The 18,958-nt window shown below is 70.9% G+C and carries 18 protein-coding genes; all 18 read right to left on the reverse strand.

Annotated elements, in window-relative coordinates; translation table 11 throughout:
* Window positions 1–4: 4 nt before the first annotated feature.
* On the reverse strand, window positions 5–955 hold the full coding sequence (locus MK177_03410) for a dihydroorotate dehydrogenase (protein MCH2426365.1): 951 nt from the start codon (window positions 953–955) through the stop codon (window positions 5–7).
* Window positions 952–4,242, reverse strand: coding sequence for a carbamoyl-phosphate synthase large subunit (carB, locus tag MK177_03415; protein ID MCH2426366.1), 3,291 nt, complete (start codon window positions 4,240–4,242; stop codon window positions 952–954). The genes MK177_03410 and carB overlap by 4 nt, the downstream gene beginning before the upstream one ends.
* A complete protein-coding gene (gene carA / locus MK177_03420) occupies window positions 4,242–5,357 on the reverse strand; it encodes a glutamine-hydrolyzing carbamoyl-phosphate synthase small subunit (GenBank protein MCH2426367.1) in 1,116 nt (371 codons plus the stop codon). Before carA ends, carB begins: the two co-directional genes overlap by 1 nt.
* Complete coding sequence (locus tag MK177_03425; GenBank protein MCH2426368.1) at window positions 5,354–6,646, reverse strand: dihydroorotase; 1,293 nt, start codon at window positions 6,644–6,646, stop codon at window positions 5,354–5,356. The genes carA and MK177_03425 overlap by 4 nt, the downstream gene beginning before the upstream one ends.
* Complete coding sequence (locus tag MK177_03430) at window positions 6,643–7,632, reverse strand: aspartate carbamoyltransferase catalytic subunit (protein MCH2426369.1); 990 nt, start codon at window positions 7,630–7,632, stop codon at window positions 6,643–6,645. Before MK177_03430 ends, MK177_03425 begins: the two co-directional genes overlap by 4 nt.
* Window positions 7,629–8,195, reverse strand: a complete 567-nt coding sequence (pyrR, locus tag MK177_03435) for a bifunctional pyr operon transcriptional regulator/uracil phosphoribosyltransferase PyrR (GenBank protein MCH2426370.1) — start codon at window positions 8,193–8,195, stop codon at window positions 7,629–7,631. The genes MK177_03430 and pyrR overlap by 4 nt, the downstream gene beginning before the upstream one ends.
* Before the next feature lie 145 nt (window positions 8,196–8,340).
* Window positions 8,341–8,931: a GNAT family N-acetyltransferase gene (locus MK177_03440; GenBank protein MCH2426371.1), complete on the reverse strand. Its 591-nt coding sequence runs from the start codon at window positions 8,929–8,931 to the stop codon at window positions 8,341–8,343.
* The gene (gene nusB / locus MK177_03445; protein MCH2426372.1) at window positions 8,928–9,356 is read right to left on the reverse strand and encodes a transcription antitermination factor NusB; all 429 of its coding nucleotides are present in this window, start codon (window positions 9,354–9,356) and stop codon (window positions 8,928–8,930) included. Before nusB ends, MK177_03440 begins: the two co-directional genes overlap by 4 nt.
* Window positions 9,357–9,367: 11 nt before the next feature.
* The gene (gene efp, locus MK177_03450) at window positions 9,368–9,931 is read right to left on the reverse strand and encodes an elongation factor P (protein MCH2426373.1); all 564 of its coding nucleotides are present in this window, start codon (window positions 9,929–9,931) and stop codon (window positions 9,368–9,370) included.
* Window positions 9,932–10,027: 96 nt separating this feature from the next.
* Window positions 10,028–11,131 (reverse strand): Xaa-Pro peptidase family protein, encoded by a 1,104-nt coding sequence (locus MK177_03455; GenBank protein MCH2426374.1) that lies wholly within the window; start codon window positions 11,129–11,131, stop codon window positions 10,028–10,030.
* Window positions 11,128–11,571: a 3-dehydroquinate dehydratase gene (locus MK177_03460; protein ID MCH2426375.1), complete on the reverse strand. Its 444-nt coding sequence runs from the start codon at window positions 11,569–11,571 to the stop codon at window positions 11,128–11,130. The genes MK177_03455 and MK177_03460 overlap by 4 nt, the downstream gene beginning before the upstream one ends.
* A gap of 49 nt (window positions 11,572–11,620) precedes the next feature.
* Window positions 11,621–12,655 carry a 3-dehydroquinate synthase gene (locus MK177_03465; GenBank protein ID MCH2426376.1) on the reverse strand — a complete coding sequence of 345 codons (1,035 nt, stop codon included), beginning with the start codon at window positions 12,653–12,655 and terminating at the stop codon, window positions 11,621–11,623.
* Complete coding sequence (locus MK177_03470; protein MCH2426377.1) at window positions 12,652–13,206, reverse strand: shikimate kinase; 555 nt, start codon at window positions 13,204–13,206, stop codon at window positions 12,652–12,654. Before MK177_03470 ends, MK177_03465 begins: the two co-directional genes overlap by 4 nt.
* Window positions 13,207–13,267: 61 nt before the next feature.
* Entirely contained in the window at window positions 13,268–13,747 is a 480-nt protein-coding gene (locus tag MK177_03475; GenBank protein ID MCH2426378.1) for a prepilin peptidase, read from the reverse strand.
* Between the two features lie 23 nt (window positions 13,748–13,770).
* Complete coding sequence (aroE, locus tag MK177_03480) at window positions 13,771–14,643, reverse strand: shikimate dehydrogenase (protein MCH2426379.1); 873 nt, start codon at window positions 14,641–14,643, stop codon at window positions 13,771–13,773.
* Window positions 14,636–15,706 (reverse strand): endolytic transglycosylase MltG, encoded by a 1,071-nt coding sequence (gene mltG, locus MK177_03485; protein MCH2426380.1) that lies wholly within the window; start codon window positions 15,704–15,706, stop codon window positions 14,636–14,638. Before mltG ends, aroE begins: the two co-directional genes overlap by 8 nt.
* 155 nt (window positions 15,707–15,861) lie before the next feature.
* Complete coding sequence (ruvX, locus tag MK177_03490) at window positions 15,862–16,353, reverse strand: Holliday junction resolvase RuvX (protein MCH2426381.1); 492 nt, start codon at window positions 16,351–16,353, stop codon at window positions 15,862–15,864.
* Between the two features lie 7 nt (window positions 16,354–16,360).
* On the reverse strand, window positions 16,361–18,955 hold the full coding sequence (alaS, locus tag MK177_03495) for an alanine--tRNA ligase (GenBank protein ID MCH2426382.1): 2,595 nt from the start codon (window positions 18,953–18,955) through the stop codon (window positions 16,361–16,363).
* Window positions 18,956–18,958 lie beyond the last annotated feature (3 nt).

An 18,958-nucleotide genomic window follows, 5' to 3' on the forward strand; every position in this document is an offset into this window, starting at 1 on the left:
GGCGTCAGCCATGCGCCGCTCCGATCAGCTCCTCCAGCCGTGACACCCCGTGGCTGTCGCACCAGCGGCCCAGGTCGCGCAGGATCCGGGCCGGAGCCCGCGGATCGGCGAACGTGGCGGTCCCCACCTGGACGGCTGATGCGCCGGCCAGCAGGAACTGCACGGCATCGACTGCGCTGGCCACCCCCCCGACGCCGATGATGGGTAGATCCGGGAGGGCCTCCCGGGTGTCGAAGACGGCCCTCACGGCCACCGGCCGGATCGCTGGCCCACTCAGGCCGCCCCGCCCGGCTCCCAGGAGGGGTCGCCGTGACTCCGTGTCGATCACCATGCCCAGCACAGTGTTGGCGACGGTCACCGCTTCGGCGCCCGCACCGGCGGCGGCGGCCGCGATGTCGGGGAGTTCAGGCGTGTTCGGGCTGAGCTTCGCCCAACAGGGTCGCCGGGCAGCCGCGGCAGCGGCCACCACCTCGGCTGTGGCCGTACCGGAGTGGGCGAACAGCGCCCTCCGGTCCTCCAGGTTGGGGCACGATGCGTTGACCTCCACTGCCACCACCTCGGCCGGGGCATCGGCCAGCAACTCGGCGGCCCGGGCGAACTCGTCGACCCTGCGGCCCCAGATGCTGACCACCACCCTGGCCCCCGTAGCCACCAGCCCAGGTAGGTCGTGTTCCAACCAGGCCTCGACGCCAGGCCCCTGGAGCCCGACGCTGTTGAGCATTCCGGCCGGCGTGGCGTGCACACGGGGTGCCGGGTTGCCGTCCCACGCCTGGACGTGGAGGGACTTGACCACCACGGCGCCCAGCGATGCCGGGTCCAGGTGGTCGGCCAGCTCGTGGCCGTGGCCCGCTGTGCCCGAGGCGGTCAGGACGGGGTTGGGGAGGACCAGCGAACCGATACGCGTTGTCAGGTCGACGGCCGGGCGACCGCTCCCTCCTGGGTGCCGGAACCTCACGGGAGCGCTCCCTCCGGAACGGCCACCACACCCTCGTGGTACTCCTGCAGGGTCCGCACGGCAAGTGGGAAGCGGCGCCAGTCGGCCAGCCCGCGGGCCGCGGCCAGGGCTGCGTTGGCCGTGGTGAGAAGCGGTATTCCCCCAGCTCCGGCCGCGGCACGGATGTGCTCGCCGTCGGCCCGCGGCCCCCGACCCCTGGGGCTGTTCACCACCATCTGCACGGCTCCCGACCGGATCAGCTCCACGGCGTCGGTTCCGTCCTCGCCCAACTTCGCCACCACAGTCGAGACCGGCACGCCGTTGGCGACCAGGTGATCCGCCGTGCCGCTGGTGGCCACTATCTCCAGCCCCAGGTCCACCAGGCCCCGGGCGGCTTCGAGGCCGACCGCCTTGTCCCGGTCGGCCAGGGACATGAACACCGTTCCCGAGTCCGGCAGGGCGCCACCCGCCGAGATCTGCGACTTCGTGAAGGCCAGGCCCGTGGTCATGTCGATCCCCATGACCTCGCCGGTGGACCGCATCTCGGGACCGAGCACCGGGTCGGCCTCCGGGAACCTGTCGAACGGCAGCACCGCCTCCTTGACCGCCACATGGTCGCCGGCAACCCGTTCCCGCAGCAGCCCCTCGGCGCGTAACTCGGCCAACGTGGCGCCCATCATCACCCGGCTGGCCACCTTGGCCAGCGGGACGCCGGTGGCCTTGGCCACGAACGGCACCGTCCGCGAGGCGCGCGGGTTGGCCTCGATCACGTAGACCTCGTCGCCCTTGACCGCGTACTGGACGTTGATGGGCCCCCTGACGTCGAGGGCCGCCGCGATGGTCCGGGTGTGGTCCTCGATGCGGCCCACCACCGCCGCCGACAGGTGTGGCGGCGGGATGACGCAGGCGCTGTCGCCGCTGTGAACCCCGGCCTCCTCGACGTGCTCCATGACCGCACCGATGACGACCTCGCCGGTGTGGTCCCGGATGGCGTCGACGTCGACCTCCGTGGCGTCCTCCAGGAACCTGTCGACAAGCACCGGCCGCTCGGCCGACAGGCCGCCCTCGATGCCGAGGCTGCCGAAGCCACTCAACTCCGCCATGGCCCGCATCATCTGGGCGTCGTCGTAGACGATCTCCATCCCCCTGCCACCCAGCACGTAGGACGGGCGGACCAGCACCGGGTAGCCGATGTCGCCGGCGATGGCCAGCGCCCCGGCCGTGTCGACGGCGGTACCGCCCGGCGGCTGCAAAATGCGCATCTCAGCGCACAGGGCGTTCCACTGCTCGCGGTCCTCGGCCAGGTCGATCGAATGCGGGCTGGTCCCGGCGATCAGGTCAGGGGGCAGCGTCGACGCCAGCTTCAGCGGCGTCTGGCCGCCGAGCGACACGATGACGCCGACCGGCTGCTCGGCGTCGATGACGTTGGCCACGTCCTCGGCTGTCAACGGCTCGAAGTACAGGCGGTCGCTGGTGTCGTAGTCGGTCGACACGGTCTCCGGGTTGCAGTTCACCATGATCGTCTCGAACCCGGCGTCCCGGAGGGCGAAGCTGGCGTGCACACAGCAGTAGTCGAACTCGATGCCCTGTCCGATCCGGTTGGGGCCCGAGCCGAGGATCATCACCTTGGGCCGGTCGGACGGCCGGACCTCATCCTCGTCCTCCCAGGCCGAGTAGTGGTAGGGCGTCTCGGCGGCGAACTCGGCCCCGCAGGTGTCGACCGTCTTGTAGGTGGGACGCACCCCGGCCGCCTCCCGGGCAACCCTCACCTCGTCGGCCTCCCGACCCCAGATGTAGGCCAGCTGGGCGTCGGCGAACCCCAGGCGCTTGGCCCGTCGCCAGTCGCCGCGGCCCATGGCGTCCAACCCCAGGTCCTCAAGGTGCAGGCGCTCCTCGCTGATGGACAGGATCTGGTCCAGGAACCACGGGTCCACCTTCGTGGCCTCGTGCACAACCTCCAGCGGTACGCCCCGCCGGAGCAGCGCCTCCAACTGGGTGACCCGGCCCGGGGTGGGGACCGCGGCGGCAGCCAGCAGGGCGTCGTCACCCATCTCGTCCAGCACCGCCTCGGCAGGGTCGCCGTTTAGGCCCAGCCGCCCGTTCTCCAGCGAGCGCATACCCTTCTGCAACGACTCGGGGAAGGTCCGGCCGATCGCCATGACCTCGCCCACGGACTGCATCGAGGTGCCCAGCACGCCCGATGTGCCCGGGAACTTCTCGAAGGCCCAGCGGGGGACCTTGGTCACCACGTAGTCGATGGTCGGCTCGAACGCCGCCGGGGTCTTCTCCGTTATGTCGTTGGGGATCTCGTCCAGCGTGTAGCCGACGGCCAGCTTGGCGGCAATCTTGGCGATCGGGAAACCCGTGGCCTTCGATGCCAGGGCCGACGACCGGCTCACCCGGGGGTTCATCTCGATGATGACCTGCTCGCCGGTCTCCGGGTGCACGGCGAACTGCACGTTGGAACCGCCGGTCTCGACCCCGACCCGGCGGAGGCAGGCGAAGGCGGCGTCCCGCATCTCCTGGTACTCCACGTCGGACAGCGTCTGGGCGGGAGCCACGGTTATCGAGTCGCCGGTGTGTACGCCCATCGGGTCCAGGTTCTCGATGGAGCAGATGACCACGCAGTTGTCGGCAACGTCCCGCATGACCTCCAGCTCGTACTCCTTCCAGCCGGCGATCGACTTCTCGATCAGGATCTCCGAGATCGGGCTGGCCTCCAGGCCGGCCGCCGCCACCGTCTCGAACCCGGCGGTGGTCGCCGCCATCCCGGTGCCCCTACCACCCAGGATGTAGGCGGGGCGGATCACCACCGGTAGGCCGATCCCGTCGATCACCCGGCGGGCCTCGTCCATCGTGTGGGCGATGCCGGAGAGCGGCACGCTCAGGCCGATCTGCTGCATGGCCTCCTTGAACCGTCCGCGGTCCTCGGCCGTGGCTATGGCCTCGGCGTCGGCGCCGATCAGCTCCACCCCATACTCCTCGAGCACCCCCGCCTCGACCAGCTCCATGGCCAGATTCAGGGCCGTCTGGCCTCCCAGGGTGGGAAGCAGCGCGTCGGGCCTCTCCCTGGCGATCACGGCCTCCAGGACGTCCAGGCGGAGGGGCTCCACGTAGGTGGCGTCGGCGAAATCCGGGTCGGTCATGATGGTCGCCGGGTTCGAGTTGACCAGGACCACCCGGTAGCCGTCGTCCCGTAGGACACGACAGGCCTGGGTACCCGAGTAGTCGAACTCGCATGCCTGGCCGATCACGATGGGGCCCGAGCCGATGAGCAGGATGCTGGCGATGTCGTCGCGGCGCGGCATCAGCCCCGCCCTCCCGCCGGACCGCCGACGCTCTCCATCATGTCCTCGAACTCGGCGAACAGGTACCGGCTGTCGTGGGGACCCGGGCCGGCCTCCGGGTGGTACTGCACGCTGAACGCCGGAACGTCGCTGCAGCGGATGCCCTCGACGGTCTGGTCGTTGAGGTTGACGTGGGTGATGACGGCAGACGGGATCGAACCCTCGGCCACGCAGTAGTTGTGGTTCTGGCTGGTTATCTCCACCTTCCCGGTGGCCAGGTTGCGGACCGGGTGATTGCCGCCGTGGTGTCCGAACGGCAGCTTGAACGTCTCGGCGCCCAGCGCCCCGGCCAGCAGCTGGTGGCCCAGGCATATGCCGAAGATCGGTACCTCTCCGAGGAGGGCCGTGATGTTCCCGCGGATGGCGGCCAGCGGCCCTGGATCACCGGGACCGTTGGACAGGAACACGCCGTCGGGAGCCATTTCCAGCACCTCGGTGGCCGGTGTCGAGGCGGGTACCACGGTCACCTCGCCGAGGCCGGAGAGGTGCTTCAGGATGGTCGCCTTGATGCCGAAGTCGTAGGCGACGATCCGGCGGCCTCCACCCGTGGACCCGACGACCAACGGGGCCTCACACGTCACCGTGGCCACCAGGTCGATCCCGTCCGTACCGGGCTCGACGGCCGCAGCGGCGGCCAGGGTGGCCACGTCGGCCGTTCCGAAGGCTCCGGGCATCGCACCCGCGTCGCGCAGGTGACGGGTGAGACGCCGTGTGTCGATCCCGGCGATGCCCGGCACGCCGTGGGCCCTCAACAGCCCGTTGAGGTCGTCCGACGACCGCCAGTTGCTCCGGCGACGGGCCAGGTCGCGCACCACGATGCCGCGGCAGAAGGGCCTCCGGCTCTCGTGGTCGTCGTGGTTGACCCCGTAGTTCCCGATGTGGGACGCGGTGAAGGTGATGATCTGGCCCGCGTAGGACGGGTCGGTTATGACCTCCTGGTAGCCGGAGAGGACGGTGTTGAACACCACCTCGCCGGTGGCCACCCCGCCGTCGGGCTCCGCACCGATGGCCTCTCCCTCGAAAACCTCGCCGTCTACCAGGACCAGGGCGGCCTCGACGATGCGCTGACGGGTCACCGACGGGCCTCGCCATCAACCACGACCGGCACGCCGGCCCGGATGGTGTGGCGGACCCGGCCCCGGAGGGACCGTCCCTCGTACGGGGTGTTGGAGCTCAGGCTGGCCATCGCCGCACCGGAGACGGTCCAGGTCTCGTCGGGATCGACCACGCACAGGTTGGCGGGAACACCCGGAACCACCGGCGCACCATGCCTGTCCGCCACACCGGCGATGGCCGCCGGCTTCCATGACAGCAGGGCCAGCACCTCGGGGAGGTCCAGGCCCGACTCCCCCAGCGCCAGGGAAAACGCCGTCTCCAGGCCGAGCATCCCCGGGGGTGCCTGGTCGAAGGGCAGTTCCTTGGAGTGGGCGGCGTGAGGTGCGTGGTCGGTGGCGATGGCGTCGATCGTGCCGTCCGCCAACCCCTCCCGGACCGCCCGGACGTCGGCATCGGTCCGCAACGGCGGATGGACCTTGAACACCGGGTCGTAGGAGGCGCACGCCGCATCGGTGAGGGTGAAGTGGTGGGTGGTGGCCTCGGCCGTGACCGGCAGGCCTGCCGCCTTGGCCCCCCTGACCATGGCCACTGAACTCGCCGTGGAGAGGTGCTGGAAGTGCAGGTGGGCACCGGTCAGGCGGACCAGCGCGATGTCCCGCATGACCATCAGCTCCTCGGCCTCGGCCGGCTGGCCGGGAATCCCGAGGCGCGACGACCACTCCCCCTCGTGCATGTAGCCACCCTCGGACAGGGCCGAGACCTCGCAGTGCTGGGCGAGGACGACCGGTCGGCCCAGCCGGCCGCCGAGGCCCGTCGAGTACTCCATGACCCGGCGCATCAGCCGCGGATCCTGGAGTCCGGTTCCGTCGTCGGTGAAGATCCCCACCCCGGCATCGACCAGCTCGCCCATGGGCGCCATGTCGACCCCGTGGCGGCCCAAGGTCATCGCCGCCGACGGGACCATCTCGCAGGTGGAGCGCCGGCCCAGGGCCCGGACCTGTTCCACCACGGCGACGCAGTCGGTGGTCGGATCGGTGTTCGGCATGGTGACCAGGGCCGTATAGCCACCCAGGGAACCGCCTAGGGCACCGGTCAGGATCGTCTCGGCTTCCTCCTGGCCGGGTTCCCGGAGGTGGGCGTGGAGGTCCACGAAGCCCGGCGAGACCACGCAGCCGGTGGCGTCGAGGTCCAAGTCGCCGCTGAGGCCGGTCCCCAACGCGGCGATGAGACCGTCGTCTCCCAACTCCACGTCCAGGACGCGCTCACCATCGCGGTCGATGATCCGTCCGCCCCGGAGGACCACGCTCACCGGTCGACCTCCACAGCGTCACCGGCTTCCACCGCTCCCAGCTGACGGCCCGAACCGAGTAGGAGGAAGAGGACGGCCATGCGCACCGACACGCCGTTGACCACCTGGTCCAGGATCACCGACCGATGGTCCGCCGCGGCCTCGGCGGAGATCTCTACCCCCCTGTTGGTGGGTCCGGGGTGGAGGACCAGGGCGTCGCTGCGCATCCGGGCGACCCGCCCGGCGGTCAGGCAGAAGTCGGCCGCGTATTCGCGCAGCGACGGGATCAGGCCCTCGGTGATGCGCTCACGCTGAAGCCGGAGCAGGTAGATGGCATCCAGGTCGCCGAGCAGCGGATCCAGCTCGTGGGCCACGGTGACCGGCCACCCCTCGATGGCCGGTGGCAGCAGGGTTGCCGGGGCCACCAGCACCACCTCGGCCCCAAGGGTGGTGAAGGCCAGCACGTCGGACCGGGCCACCCGCGAATGGCTGACGTCGCCGACGATGGCGATCCGCATCCCGTCCAGGGACCCCCGGCGCTCACGCAGCGTGTAGCAGTCCAGGAGCGCCTGGGTCGGATGCTCGTGGCAGCCGTCGCCGGCGTTGACCACTGAGAGGTCGGTCCATTCGGCCACCCGGTGGGCGGTTCCGGCCATGGCGTGGCGGACCACCAGGACGTCGGCTCCGTACGAGGCGACCACCTCGACGGTGTCCCGGATACTCTCGCCCTTGCTGAGCGAGGAGGTGCCGGAGCTGAAGGCGACCGTGTCGGCCGACAGGCGACGTGCCGCCGTCTCGAACGACATGCGGGTCCGGGTGGAGTTCTCGAAGAACAGGGTGGCCACTGTCCGGCCGCGGAGCGCAGGGACCCTCGGTATGGGGCGGCGACCGATCTCGGCGAACGCGTCGGTCAGGTCCAGAATCTCCTCCAGGTCGGACCGGCCCAGGCCGTCGATCCCCAGGAGGTGCCGGCCGAGGCCGGTGTCGTGTCGGGCGTCGGCGCTCACTTCTGCATCACCCCGAGGTCCACGCCGGCGAGGTGCACGTCGACGACCTCGTCGCGGCGGGTCGGCAGGTTCTTGCCCACGTAGTCGGGGCGGATGGGCAGCTCCCGGTGGCCGCGGTCGATCATCACCGCCAGCTGGATCGAGCGGGGCCGACCAAAGTCGCAGAGGGCGTCCAGGGCAGCCCGGATGGTCCGACCGGTGAAGAGCACGTCGTCGACCAGCACGACGACCCGTCCATCCAGGTCGGCCGTCAGGTCGGTGACGGCCTCCGGGACCACCGGCCTGAGGCCGATGTCGTCCCGGTGGAGCGCCACGTCCAGGGTCCCGACCAGCGGATGCAGGCCCTCGATGTCGGCGAGGGTCTCGGCCAGCCGCTCGGCGATCGGCACCCCGCCTGTCTGGAGGCCTACCACCACGAGGTCGTCCAGGCCGTGGTTCCGCTCTATGACCTCATGGGCCATGCGACGGACGGCCCGCCCCATGTCGTCGGTGGTCATGATCCGCGCGTGGGACACGAAGACGCCCCCGAACGGGGGCGTCTGACGTCGTTCTCGTTCGGCCATCGGCCTCGTTCTCCTCGATCCGTCCGGGCCTCACGGGACCCGCTTCACGGTCGAGGACGCATCCTACACGCGTCGGTCCCGTCCATGCCCGGCCCCGATCACGAAGGCCCCGACCATGGACGGCCCGGACCACGAATGGCGCGGATCATGGACGGGCCAGACCACGGTCGGACCGGGCGACCATGACAAGACGGCCGTCGGCGGACCGATCCAGTTCCTCGTAGCCGGCGGCCATGGCGACGGCCAGCGAGCCGACGTTGCCGGGCTCCATCTCGGCCACCAGGACGGTCAGGCCCAGTGGCGGCCCCAGTGCCCAGGCCGTCAGGATGCGCACCATCTCGGTGGCGATGCCCCGCCGACGCTGCGCCGCCACGGTCCACCAGCCGATCCGAGCAGCGCCCCGCTCAGGGTCGAAGGCCGAGAGGCCGACCTCGCCCAGCACCTCGCCACCCACCTTCGGCCCGATGGCCGGGTCACCGGTCGGCTCCGGGGCCGGCTCCACGACCGGCTCCACGGCCACCAGGTCGAGGGCCAGGCCGGCCTGCCGCCGACCAGCCTCGCCGGCGATCCACGCCGCTGCGGCCGCCGGATCGACGTCCTCCGGTACCGGTAGCCACCGTCGGACCTCCGGGTCGGACCAGGCGGCAGCCAGCGCCAGTGCGTCGCCCGGTTCCCAGGATCGGAGCAGGCACCGCCTCCCGGCCAGCAGTGGCTCGGGCAGCGGCAGTTGCCTCACGCCGGATCGGCCTCCGATGGGCGGAGCTCGTCGGCTATCCCCGAGACCACCCCGTTCACGAACCTTGCCGACCGCTCTGTCGAGTAGTCGCCGGCCAGCTCCACCACCTCTGCGAGGACGGCCGACGTGGGAACGTCGGGCCGGTACCCAAGCTCATACACCGCCATGCGGAGCAGTGCCCGATCCACGGCCGGCATGCGGTCGGTCCGCCATCCCTCGGCGAACCGGCCGATGATGTCGTCCACCTCGACCAGCACCCCGGCCAGGCCCTCCACGATCTCGATGACGTAGCCGCCCGGGGGCACCGGTTGGGTGGCCAGCACCTCGAGCAGCCCCTCGCCCCGGGACTCGGCCGCATAGAGGATGGCGAGCGCCGACTCGCGGGCCTCCCGCCGCGAACCGATGGGGTTTGTCGGTCGGGCCATGGCGAGGCGGGTCAGGCCCTGCTGAGGTACTCGCCGGAGCGCGTGTCGACCTTGACCCGCTCGCCGGTCTCGATGAACAGCGGTACCTGGACGATAAGGCCCGTCTCCAGCGTGGCCGGCTTGCGGGCCCCCGACACCCTGTCGCCCTGGATGCCCGGCTCGGTCTGGGAGATGGCCAACTCCACCGAGGCCGGGAGCTCTAGGCCGATCACCTCGTCGCCGAACATGAGGACCATCGTCGTGCTCTGCTCGATGACGTAGTTGGTGGCATCACCCAGCGTCTTCGGCGCGATCTGGATCTGGTCATAGGTCTCGTCGTCCATGAACACGTAGTCGGCACCGTCCCGGTAGAGGAACTGCATCGACCGCTTGTCGATCATGGCCCGCTCGACCTTCTCACCTGCCCGGAAGGTCCGGTCGACGACCGCACCAGTGCGCACGTTGCGCAGCGTGGTCCGGACGAAGGCGTGGCCCTTGCCGGGCTTGACGTGCTGGAAGTCGACCACCTGGACCAGGTTTCGGTCCAGCTCCAGCGTCATGCCGTTCTTCAGGTCGTTGGTTGTGATGGTGGGCATGTCCGCTCCGGATTGGGGCTCGGTTGTGAAGGTTCGGCGGGAAGGGCTCGGTTGCTGGGGCTCGGTGACCTGGGCTGGGTGAACCTGCCCGTCCGCTCACGGGTCCTTGGGTGACCGGGTGAGCTGACGGTGGCCGTCGGAGGTGACGAGGACGGTGTCCTCCCAGCGCACACCGCCGAAGCCCCCGAGGTAGGCCCCCGGTTCGACGGTGACCACCTGGCCGGCCCGAAGAGTACCAGTGGAGGTGGAGGAGACAGCCGGCCCCTCGTGGATGTCGAGGCCGACGCCGTGGCCGGTGCCGTGCGAAAAGGCCCCACCCAGGCCGACGGCCTCCAGGGAGGATCGGCAGGCGGCGTCCACCTCGGCGATTGGAACCCCGTCGCCCACGACTGCCAGCCCGGCCAGCTGGGCGTCCAGTACCGCCCCTAGCATGTCGGCCGCCCGACCGGATCCCCGACCGCCGATCCGCAGCGACCGGGTCATGTCCGACCGGTAGCCGTCGACCATCGCACCGAAGTCGCATACCACCAGGTCGCCATCTGCCATGGGGCGTCGGCCGGGGCGGGCATGTGGCAGGGCGCTGTTGGGCCCCGCGGCCACGATCGTCTCGAACGCCCGGTCCGAGGCGCCGCCGGCTCGAACGGTCTGATCGAGGGCCATGGCGACGTCCACCTCGACCGCACCGGAGACGATCGAGGGCAGGACCTCGGCCAGGGCCCGGTCGGCGATGGCCGCCGCCTCGGCGATGCGAGCCACCTCCCCCTCGTCCTTCACCTCGCGGAGCCCCTCGACCAGCCCGTCGGTCGCCACCGGCGGACTGGACAACAGGTCGGCCAGGCGTCGCTGTTCAGCCCATGTCACCGACCCCGCCTCCAGGCCCACCCGGGCCGAGCCGGAGGCCAGGGTGGAGACCGGCGAGTGATCGGAACCGCCCACCACCTCGACGTCAACCACCGCCCCGGCAGCAGCCACCTGGTCGGGTGCCTGGTCCCGGTAGCGGCCGTCTGTCATCAGGACCGCCCGATCGCCATCCACCCAGAGGCTTCCCGACGAACCGGTGAAGCCCGTCAGGTAGCGGACGTTGGTGGTCGAGGTGACCAGCAGCCCGTCGACCCCGGCCGGATTCAGCAACGCCCTGAGACGGTCCAGCCGATCGGCCACCCGCAGGGGCGCCAGCCCGGCCAGCGGTCCGCTGCTCACCCGTCGAGGAGGTCGGCCACCGCTTCGACGGCCATCCGGTAGCCGGCCCCGCCGAAGCCGGCGATGGTTCCGGCGGCGACCGGTGCGACGACCGAGGTGTGGCGCCACGGCTCTCGGGCGGCGGGGTTCGAGAGGTGGAGCTCGACCACCGGGCCCTCGAAGGCAGCCAGGGCGTCGTGGATGGCCCACGCGTAGTGGGTGAACGCCCCGGGGTTCACGACGATGCCCGCACAGCGGCCCCGCGCCCCGTGGATGGCGTCCACCATCTCGCCCTCGTGGTTGGACTGGAGGTGCTCGAGCACCAGGCCGCGGGCGGCCGCGGCGACCCGGGCGGCCTCCACGTGGTCGTCCAGGGTGTCGCTGCCGTAGACGTCGGGCTGGCGTTCCCCCAAGAGGTTGAGGTTCGGGCCCGACAGGAGCAACAGCGGTTGTTCGCTCATGGTCGACATCCTTCCACGGCGACCCCTGCCGGCGACCCCGACTTCACCGTCACCGCACAGCCTCGATCGTGTCCCGCACCACCCCGGCATCCACGCCGGCCACCACCTCGACGCCGGCCGGGCCGTCCAGGACGAAGGTCAGCCCGTCGATGGCCTTCTTGTCTCGTCCCATGGCGACCATCAGCTCGTCGGGATCGGCCCCTACAGGCAGCGACCCCGACAGGCCGTAGCCGTCCACGACCCTGCGGTGCTCGGCCACCCGTTCGTCGTCGATCCGCCCGAGGGCCCGTCCCAGCTCGGCGGCGTACACGAGGCCGACGGCCACCGCCTCGCCGTGGCGCAGGTCGTACTGGCCGGTGGTCTCGATGGCGTGGCCGAGGGTGTGCCCGTAGTTCAGGACCGCCCGTCGGCCGGCTTCGCGTTCGTCGGCCGCCACCACCTCGGCCTTGATCTCGATGCACCGGGCTACCCGCTCGTCCAGTGCGAGGCCATCCAGGTCGCCGACTCCCGGGTGGGCACCGCCCAGGTCGCCACCGCCCAGGAAGTGGTACTTGGCCATCTCGCCCAACCCGCAGGACATCTCGCGCTCTGGAAGGGTGTCCAGGACCGCCGTGTCACACAGCACGGCCACCGGCTGCCAGAACGCCCCGACCAGGTTCTTGCCCTCGGGGAGGTTGACCCCGGTCTTGCCGCCTATGGCCGCGTCGATCTGGGCCAGCAGCGTCGTCGCCACATGCACCACCGGAAGGCCACGGTGGTAGGAGGCCGCGGCGAACCCCGCCACGTCGGTGACCACGCCGCCACCCACGCCCACCACCGCGTCGGCACGCGTCAGGCCCCACGCTGCGAACGCCCGGCAGAGGTCCTCGACGGTGGACAGCGTCTTGGCCGACTCGCCCTCGTCGATGGTGAACACCCGATGGTCGACCCCGGGGTCGACCTCGACCGGTATCGAGGCCTGGGTGACCACAGCCACCCGACGGGCGCCCGACGGGACCACAGAGGCCAGCTCGCCCGCTGCCCCAGGCCCGACCAGCACCGGATAGGAGCGGCCTCCTGACAGGCGCACCTCGACCCGGATCACCGGGATGCCTCCCCGGCCGTGGAGACGGCCTCCAGCACCAGGCTCCCGACCTCGGCGACGGTCAGGCCATCGGTGTCCAGCACCACGTCGGCTGCCGATTCGTACGTCGGGCCGCGCTCGACCGCCAGGCGCTTCAGGACCTCCAGGGGCTCACCGTCGGCCAGGAGGGGCCGGCCGGCCGGGTCCCCGACCCGGGCGGTCAACGTCTCCGGCGTGGCCCGCAACCAGACCACGGTCGCCGACCGGGCCAACGCCAGCCGATTCGCCTCGCGCACCAGGACACCGCCGCCGGTCGACAACACGATCGGATCCCCCGCGGACAACTGCAGGGCCAGGGCCTCCTGCTCGACCTCGCGGAACGCCGTTTCGCCGCCTTCGCGGAAGAGCACCCCGATGGACCGACCTGCCAGCTGCATCACGGCACGATCCAGGTCCACGTGGCGGCGACCCGATCGGGCCGCCACCGAGACGCCCACCGACGTCTTGCCGGCTCCCATGAGGCCGACCAGCGCCAGGTGCCGTCGGGGGACGTCGGCGGGGATCGGATCCATCCGGACAGGCTACTGACGCCCGCCCCGGAGGCCGGGACGATTCCCGGCCGGTGCCGGGTGCTCAGGCCACGCCGGCCACCAGGGTCCCAAGGCAGAGCCATGGCCCGAAGGCGATCGGCTCCCGCCAGCGGCGTCGGATCCCGGACGCCACCAGGGCCGCCACCGCGGCGACCAGGAGGGCCAGCGCCACACCATGCACCAGGTCCCGCCAACCAACGGCCGACCGGCCCAGAAACCATCCCAGCGGGACGGCCAGGCGGAGGCCGCCGCCTCCCAGGCCGTCGCCGGCCACGAGGCGGACGGCCAACAGGAGCCCACCGAAGGTCGCGGCACCCAGCAGCGCCCCGGCCACCGGTAGCGCCGTACCGGCCACCACCGCCCCGGCCAGCGTGAGGGCGACGAGGCCGAGCAGCAGCCGGAGCACCATCGGGGTGGGAAGCCGGCCCGTCCGGAGGTCGACAACCGAGAGCGCCACCGACCAGCAGGCCAGCCATGCCGTAGCCGGCCAGGCACCGGCCATCCAGTCCGTAACGGCCTCCACGGCCAGCCCGCCCGGGCCGCGGGTCAGCGGCGCGCCAGCGCGGCGCGGGCGGCGGCGTCCATCGCCGCCACCGGCGCGTCCATCCCCGTCCACAGGGTGAAGGCGTGCGCCGCCTGGAAGACGAGCATCGAGAGGCCGTTGTGGACCTCGACACCACGACCGCGCAGCGCAGCCAGCCATTCGGTCTCCGGCGGGTGGTAGATCAGGTCGACGGCCACGGTCCCGGCCGTCACGGCCGCCGGATCGACCGGATGCTCCGCCTCGACTCCAACCATCCCCACCGGTGTGGCGTTCACCACGAGGTCCGCTCCGGCAAGCGCCTCGGCGACCGCCGACGGCCCGAGTACCCGGCCGGCCGTGCCGGCCAGCGCGGCGGCCGTCTCGGCACGCTCCGCCGTGCGATTGACCACGGCCACGTCCGCGGCTCCGGCGCTACCCAGGGCATGGACCACTGCGCGTGCCGCTCCTCCCGCCCCGATGACCACGGCCCGTCGGCGCATCGGATCGAAGGCCGCGTCGTGTCGCAGGCCGTCCAGAAATCCGGCCCCGTCCGTGTTGTGCCCGACCAGGAGGTCGCCATCGGGCACCACGCAGTTGACGGCATTGAGGGCCCCGGCGTCGCTGGTCAGCAGGTCGACGGCGGCGGCCACCGCCTCCTTGTGGGGCATGGTGACAGAGAGCCCCCCGATGCCCAGCGCCCGCATCTCCTCCAGCGCACCGGGCGCCCTTCCCTCGGGGACCTCCATGGCAACGCATGTCCAGTCCAGGCCGGTCTCGGCGAACGCCGTGTTCATGAGGGTCGGAGACAACGAGTGGCGGACCGGATCACCTATGACCGCTGTCAGCCGGGTGTCCCCACTGACCGGTTGCCGTCGATCCCTGGTCGGCTCATCCACAGCCGAGATCCTTCTGCATGCAGGCCCTCCGGGCCACCTCGAATTCCGCGGCGGTGACGGCGAAGGTGTGAGCACCCATGACGCCGCCCTCGTCGGTCCGGACGTAGTACATCCATCCCCCCTGTTCGGGGGCCACCGCCGCCTCCAGCGACGCCCGACCCGGAGCAGCGATGGGCGTCGGGGGGAGCCCGACGATCACCCGGGTGTTCCACATGGACACGGTGTTCAGGTCGGCCTCGTCCATGGGTTCGCCGGCCGTCTTGCCGACCGCGTAGCGGGTGGACGCGTCGATTCCCAGCCTCCAGCCGGAGGCCAGCCGGTTGTGGATGACCCGGCTGATCCGGGGCCGGTCCACGTCCAACAGGGCCTCCTCCTCGATCAGAGATGCCAGGATCACGGCTTCGTAGGGGGTCAGGCCCAGTGCCGCGGCGCGAGCCTCCAGGTCGAGGTCGTCCACCACCTTCAGGAACTGCCGGTGCATCCTGACCAGCAGGCCCAGCTCGTCGCCGACGGTCGCCCCGTCCAGTTGGTAGGTGTCGGGGAACAACAGGCCCTCCACCAGTTGGAAGGGCAGGCTCGCCGGGTAGTACTCCCATGCCAGCCGGTCGCTGATCAGGGCCGCCCGCAGCTCGTCCTCGTCGAAGAGAGGCATCTCACGCAGCAGTCGGGCCACCGTCTGCTCGATGGTCAGGCCCTCGGGAACGGTCACCCGGATGACCTCCTCGGGCAGCGGACCCAGTTGCAGGGCCGCTACCGCGGTAGGGAACGCGAGGTGCTGCTGGAGCACGTAGTCACCGGCCTGGAATGAGTAGTCGATTCCCGAGTCACAGTCGATCAGCCATCGGATCGCCGTCGGACAGCGCAGCCACTGGCGGAACATCGCCGGGTTGTCGATTATCTCGTCATCGCCAAGGGCGGCCACCACGTCGTTGGTGGTCCACCCCTCGACGATGACGAACTCGACCTCGGCGCCCGGCAGGTCGTACGGCGTCATCTGGTCGCTGACCCAGTCCATGAACATGCGGTAGCCGATCAGCAGGCTGAAGAGCGCCAGGACCAGCACGATCCCCCACCTGGGAAACGGCCCGAGCGGGGCCCTGTGCCGGACCCACCGAACGTCCGGCCGGACCCCGTCGTCGACTCCAGGGGTCGGCGACGCGCCGACGGACGGCCCTTCGAGGTCGTCCGGGCCGTGCCTCCCGACCACCCCGTCGTCGCTCACCCGTCCTCCGTTCCCGGCTCACCCGTTCCCGGCGCTCCGATTTCCGGCTCATCCGCTGCCGGCTCACCGTTACGGGCACGCCGGCCGTCCAGCCAGGCCTGGAGCATCACCGTCGCGGCCACCATGTCGACCACCCGTCGACGCTCGGCACTCCGAAGGTCCTGTTCCCGGAGGGAGCGTTCGGCGGTGACCGTGGTCAGGCGCTCATCGTAGGTCTCGACCGGAACCCCCAGGCGGTCACCCATCTCATCGGCCTCGGCACCCATCCTGAGGGCCATCGGGCCCCGGGAACCGTCCAGGGAGTACGGCATCCCGACGACGACGACCTCGACCTCCCACTCCCGTACCAACGAGGCGATGGCCCGGTGTTCGGCCCGCCGGTCGCCGGTGCGCTGCACGACTTTCAGCGGCGTGGCCACAAGGCCCTCGCCGTCGCTCACCGCGACGCCGATGCGCTTCGAGCCGAGGTCCAGGCCCAGGGCCCTCACGGGTCGATCAGCCGGCGTGGGCGGCTGCCCGTGCCTGCTCGAGGGCGTCTGCGAGGTGCTCGGGCGCCTTGCCCCCGACCAGCGTCACGTCGGGATTGGAGCGGCCCCCCCCGCCGATGGTCCGCGCCGCCTCGGCCACCAGGGCTCCGGCGTCCAGTCCGCTGTCACCTGAGACCGCGGCGACCAGGATCGCTCCGCCACCCTCCGGGGCCGTTCCCAGCACCACGGCCCTGACCCCGTCCCGGTCCCGGATGGCCACCGCCAGGTCGCGCAGGCCATCACGGTCGATGCCGTCCACCAGGCCGGCCACGACGCCATCGGTGGCCGACGCCGCCAACTCGTCGGCACGCCCCAGGGCGGCCTGCCGCTTCCAGGACTCCAGTTCCCGACGGAGCGCCTTGACCTCGCCCAGCCGCTTCTGGATGCCGTCCAGCACATCGTCCACCGGTACCCCGATCAGCTCGGCAGCCCGGTCCAGTGTGGCCTCGGCGTCCCTGAGGCGGTCGATGGGCCCGGTACCGGTTATGGCCTCGAGCCGTCGGATGTTGGAGCCGATGGACCCCTCGGCCACGATCTTGATCGGCCCGATGTCACCCAGGGCCGCCACGTGGGTACCGCCGCAGAGTTCCGTCGAGTTGGGGCCGGCCTCGAGGACCCGGACCACGTCGCCGTACTTGTCGCCGAAGAAGGCGATGGCACCGGCTTCCTCGGCCCCGTCCCTGGTGGTCTCGTAGTGGCGGCACGCCGGGTTGGCGAGGACGTCCGCATTGGCGAGGTCCTCGACGGCGGCGACCTGCTCCCGCGTCATGGCCTCGAAGTGGCTGAAGTCGAAGCGGAGGCGGTCGGGGCCCACGTGGGAACCCTGCTGCTTCACGTGGTCTCCCAGCACCCTCCGCAGCGCCGAGTGGAGCAGGTGGGTGCCGGTGTGGTTGCGTCGGATGGCGGCCCGCCGATCGGCGTCTATGACCGCCCGGACCGTCTGGCCGGCAGCGGGCACCCCGTCGGAGGCATCGACCCGGTGCTGGTGGAGGCCGTCCAGTGCCAGCGTGGTGTCGAGCACCCGCGTGGTCCCCGACCCGTACTCGAGGGTGCCCGTGTCACCGACCTGTCCGCCGGCCTCGGCGTAGAACGGCGTGCGGTCCAGGACCACGAGGTCGCCCTCTGCGAAGAGGACCGTCGCCTCCACCTCGTCGACGTCCCGTCCGACGAACTCGGTCGCCCCGTTCGCCTCCAACACGGCCCTCAGGTCTCCGGCCACAGCGCTCGCCGCAACGTCCTTGCGGGCCGACCGGGCACGCTGCTGCTGGTCGGCCATGGCCGTCCTGAAGCTGTCGAGGTCCACCTCGACGGAGCGCTCAGCGGTTATCTCCTCGGTCAGCTCCAGCGGGAAGCCGTAGGTGTCGTGCAACTTGAACGCCACGTCTCCGGTGAGCCGCTCGCCGTCAGCCAGGTCGTCCAGGGCATCGTCGAGGATGGACAGGCCGACCCTGAGGGTCTCCCGGAAGCGGAGCTCCTCGCGGTCCAGCACGTCGCGTATGAAGGCGTGGTTGCGCACCAGCTCCGGATAGTCAGGGCCCATGATCTCGACGACGGAGTCCACCAACTGCGGCATGATCTGGTCCTCGACGCCGAGCAGCCAGGCATGGCGAATGGCCCGCCGGACTATCCGGCGCAGGACGTAGCCGCGGTCCTCGTTGCTGGGGAACGCGCCGTCGCTGATCAGGAAGGTGGACGACCGGGCATGGTCGGCAAGGATCCGCTGCGACACGTCGGTGCGGTCGTCAGAACCGTGGGACACGCCGCTGATCTCGCCGATTCTTGCCAACAGGCGTGTGAACTCGTCGGTCTCCCACACCGAGTCCACGCCGCCGAGCACGCTCAGGATCCGCTCCAGGCCGGCGCCGGTGTCGATGGACGGCGCCGGGAGCGGTGTCATCGAGCCGCCCTCGTGCTGTTCAAACTGCATGAAGACGAGGTTCCAGATCTCGATGAACCGCTCGTCGCCGCCGTGGGCCGGTCCGCCGTCGTCGCCGAAATCGGGACCCTTGTCCCAGAAGATCTCCGAACACGGTCCGCATGGCCCCGTGTCGGCCATCCGCCAGTAGTTGTCCTCGTCGAGGCGCTGGATGCGCTCGGCGGGCACGCCCACCTCGTCGCGCCATATGGCCTCGGCCTCGGCGTCGCTGACGTGCACGGTGACCCACAGCCGTTCGGGGTCCAGCCCGAGGTGGTCGGTGACGAACTCCCAGGCGAAGGCACATGCCTCGGACTTGAAGTAGTCGCCGAAGCTGAAGTTGCCCATCATCTCGAAGAAGGTGAGGTGGCGCAGCGTCCGGCCGACCTCGTCCAGGTCGTTGTGCTTGCCGCCGGCACGCAGGCACTTCTGCACGGTGACGGCGCGGGGCCAGGGGGCGGGCTGCTCGCCTACGAAGTAGGGCTTGAACGGCACCATGCCGGCCACCGTGAACAGCAACGTCGGGTCGTGCGGCAGGAGGCTTCCGGAGGCCTCGTGGTGGTGCCCGTTGGCGACGAAGAAGTCGACGAAGGCGCGGCGCAGGCCGTTGGCGGTGAGGAGGTCTTCGGGAACCGGTCGCGCAGTCATGAC

It is taken from the genome of Acidimicrobiales bacterium (genome assembly GCA_022452145.1).
In the GTDB taxonomy this organism is placed as follows: domain Bacteria; phylum Actinomycetota; class Acidimicrobiia; order Acidimicrobiales; family MedAcidi-G1; genus UBA9410.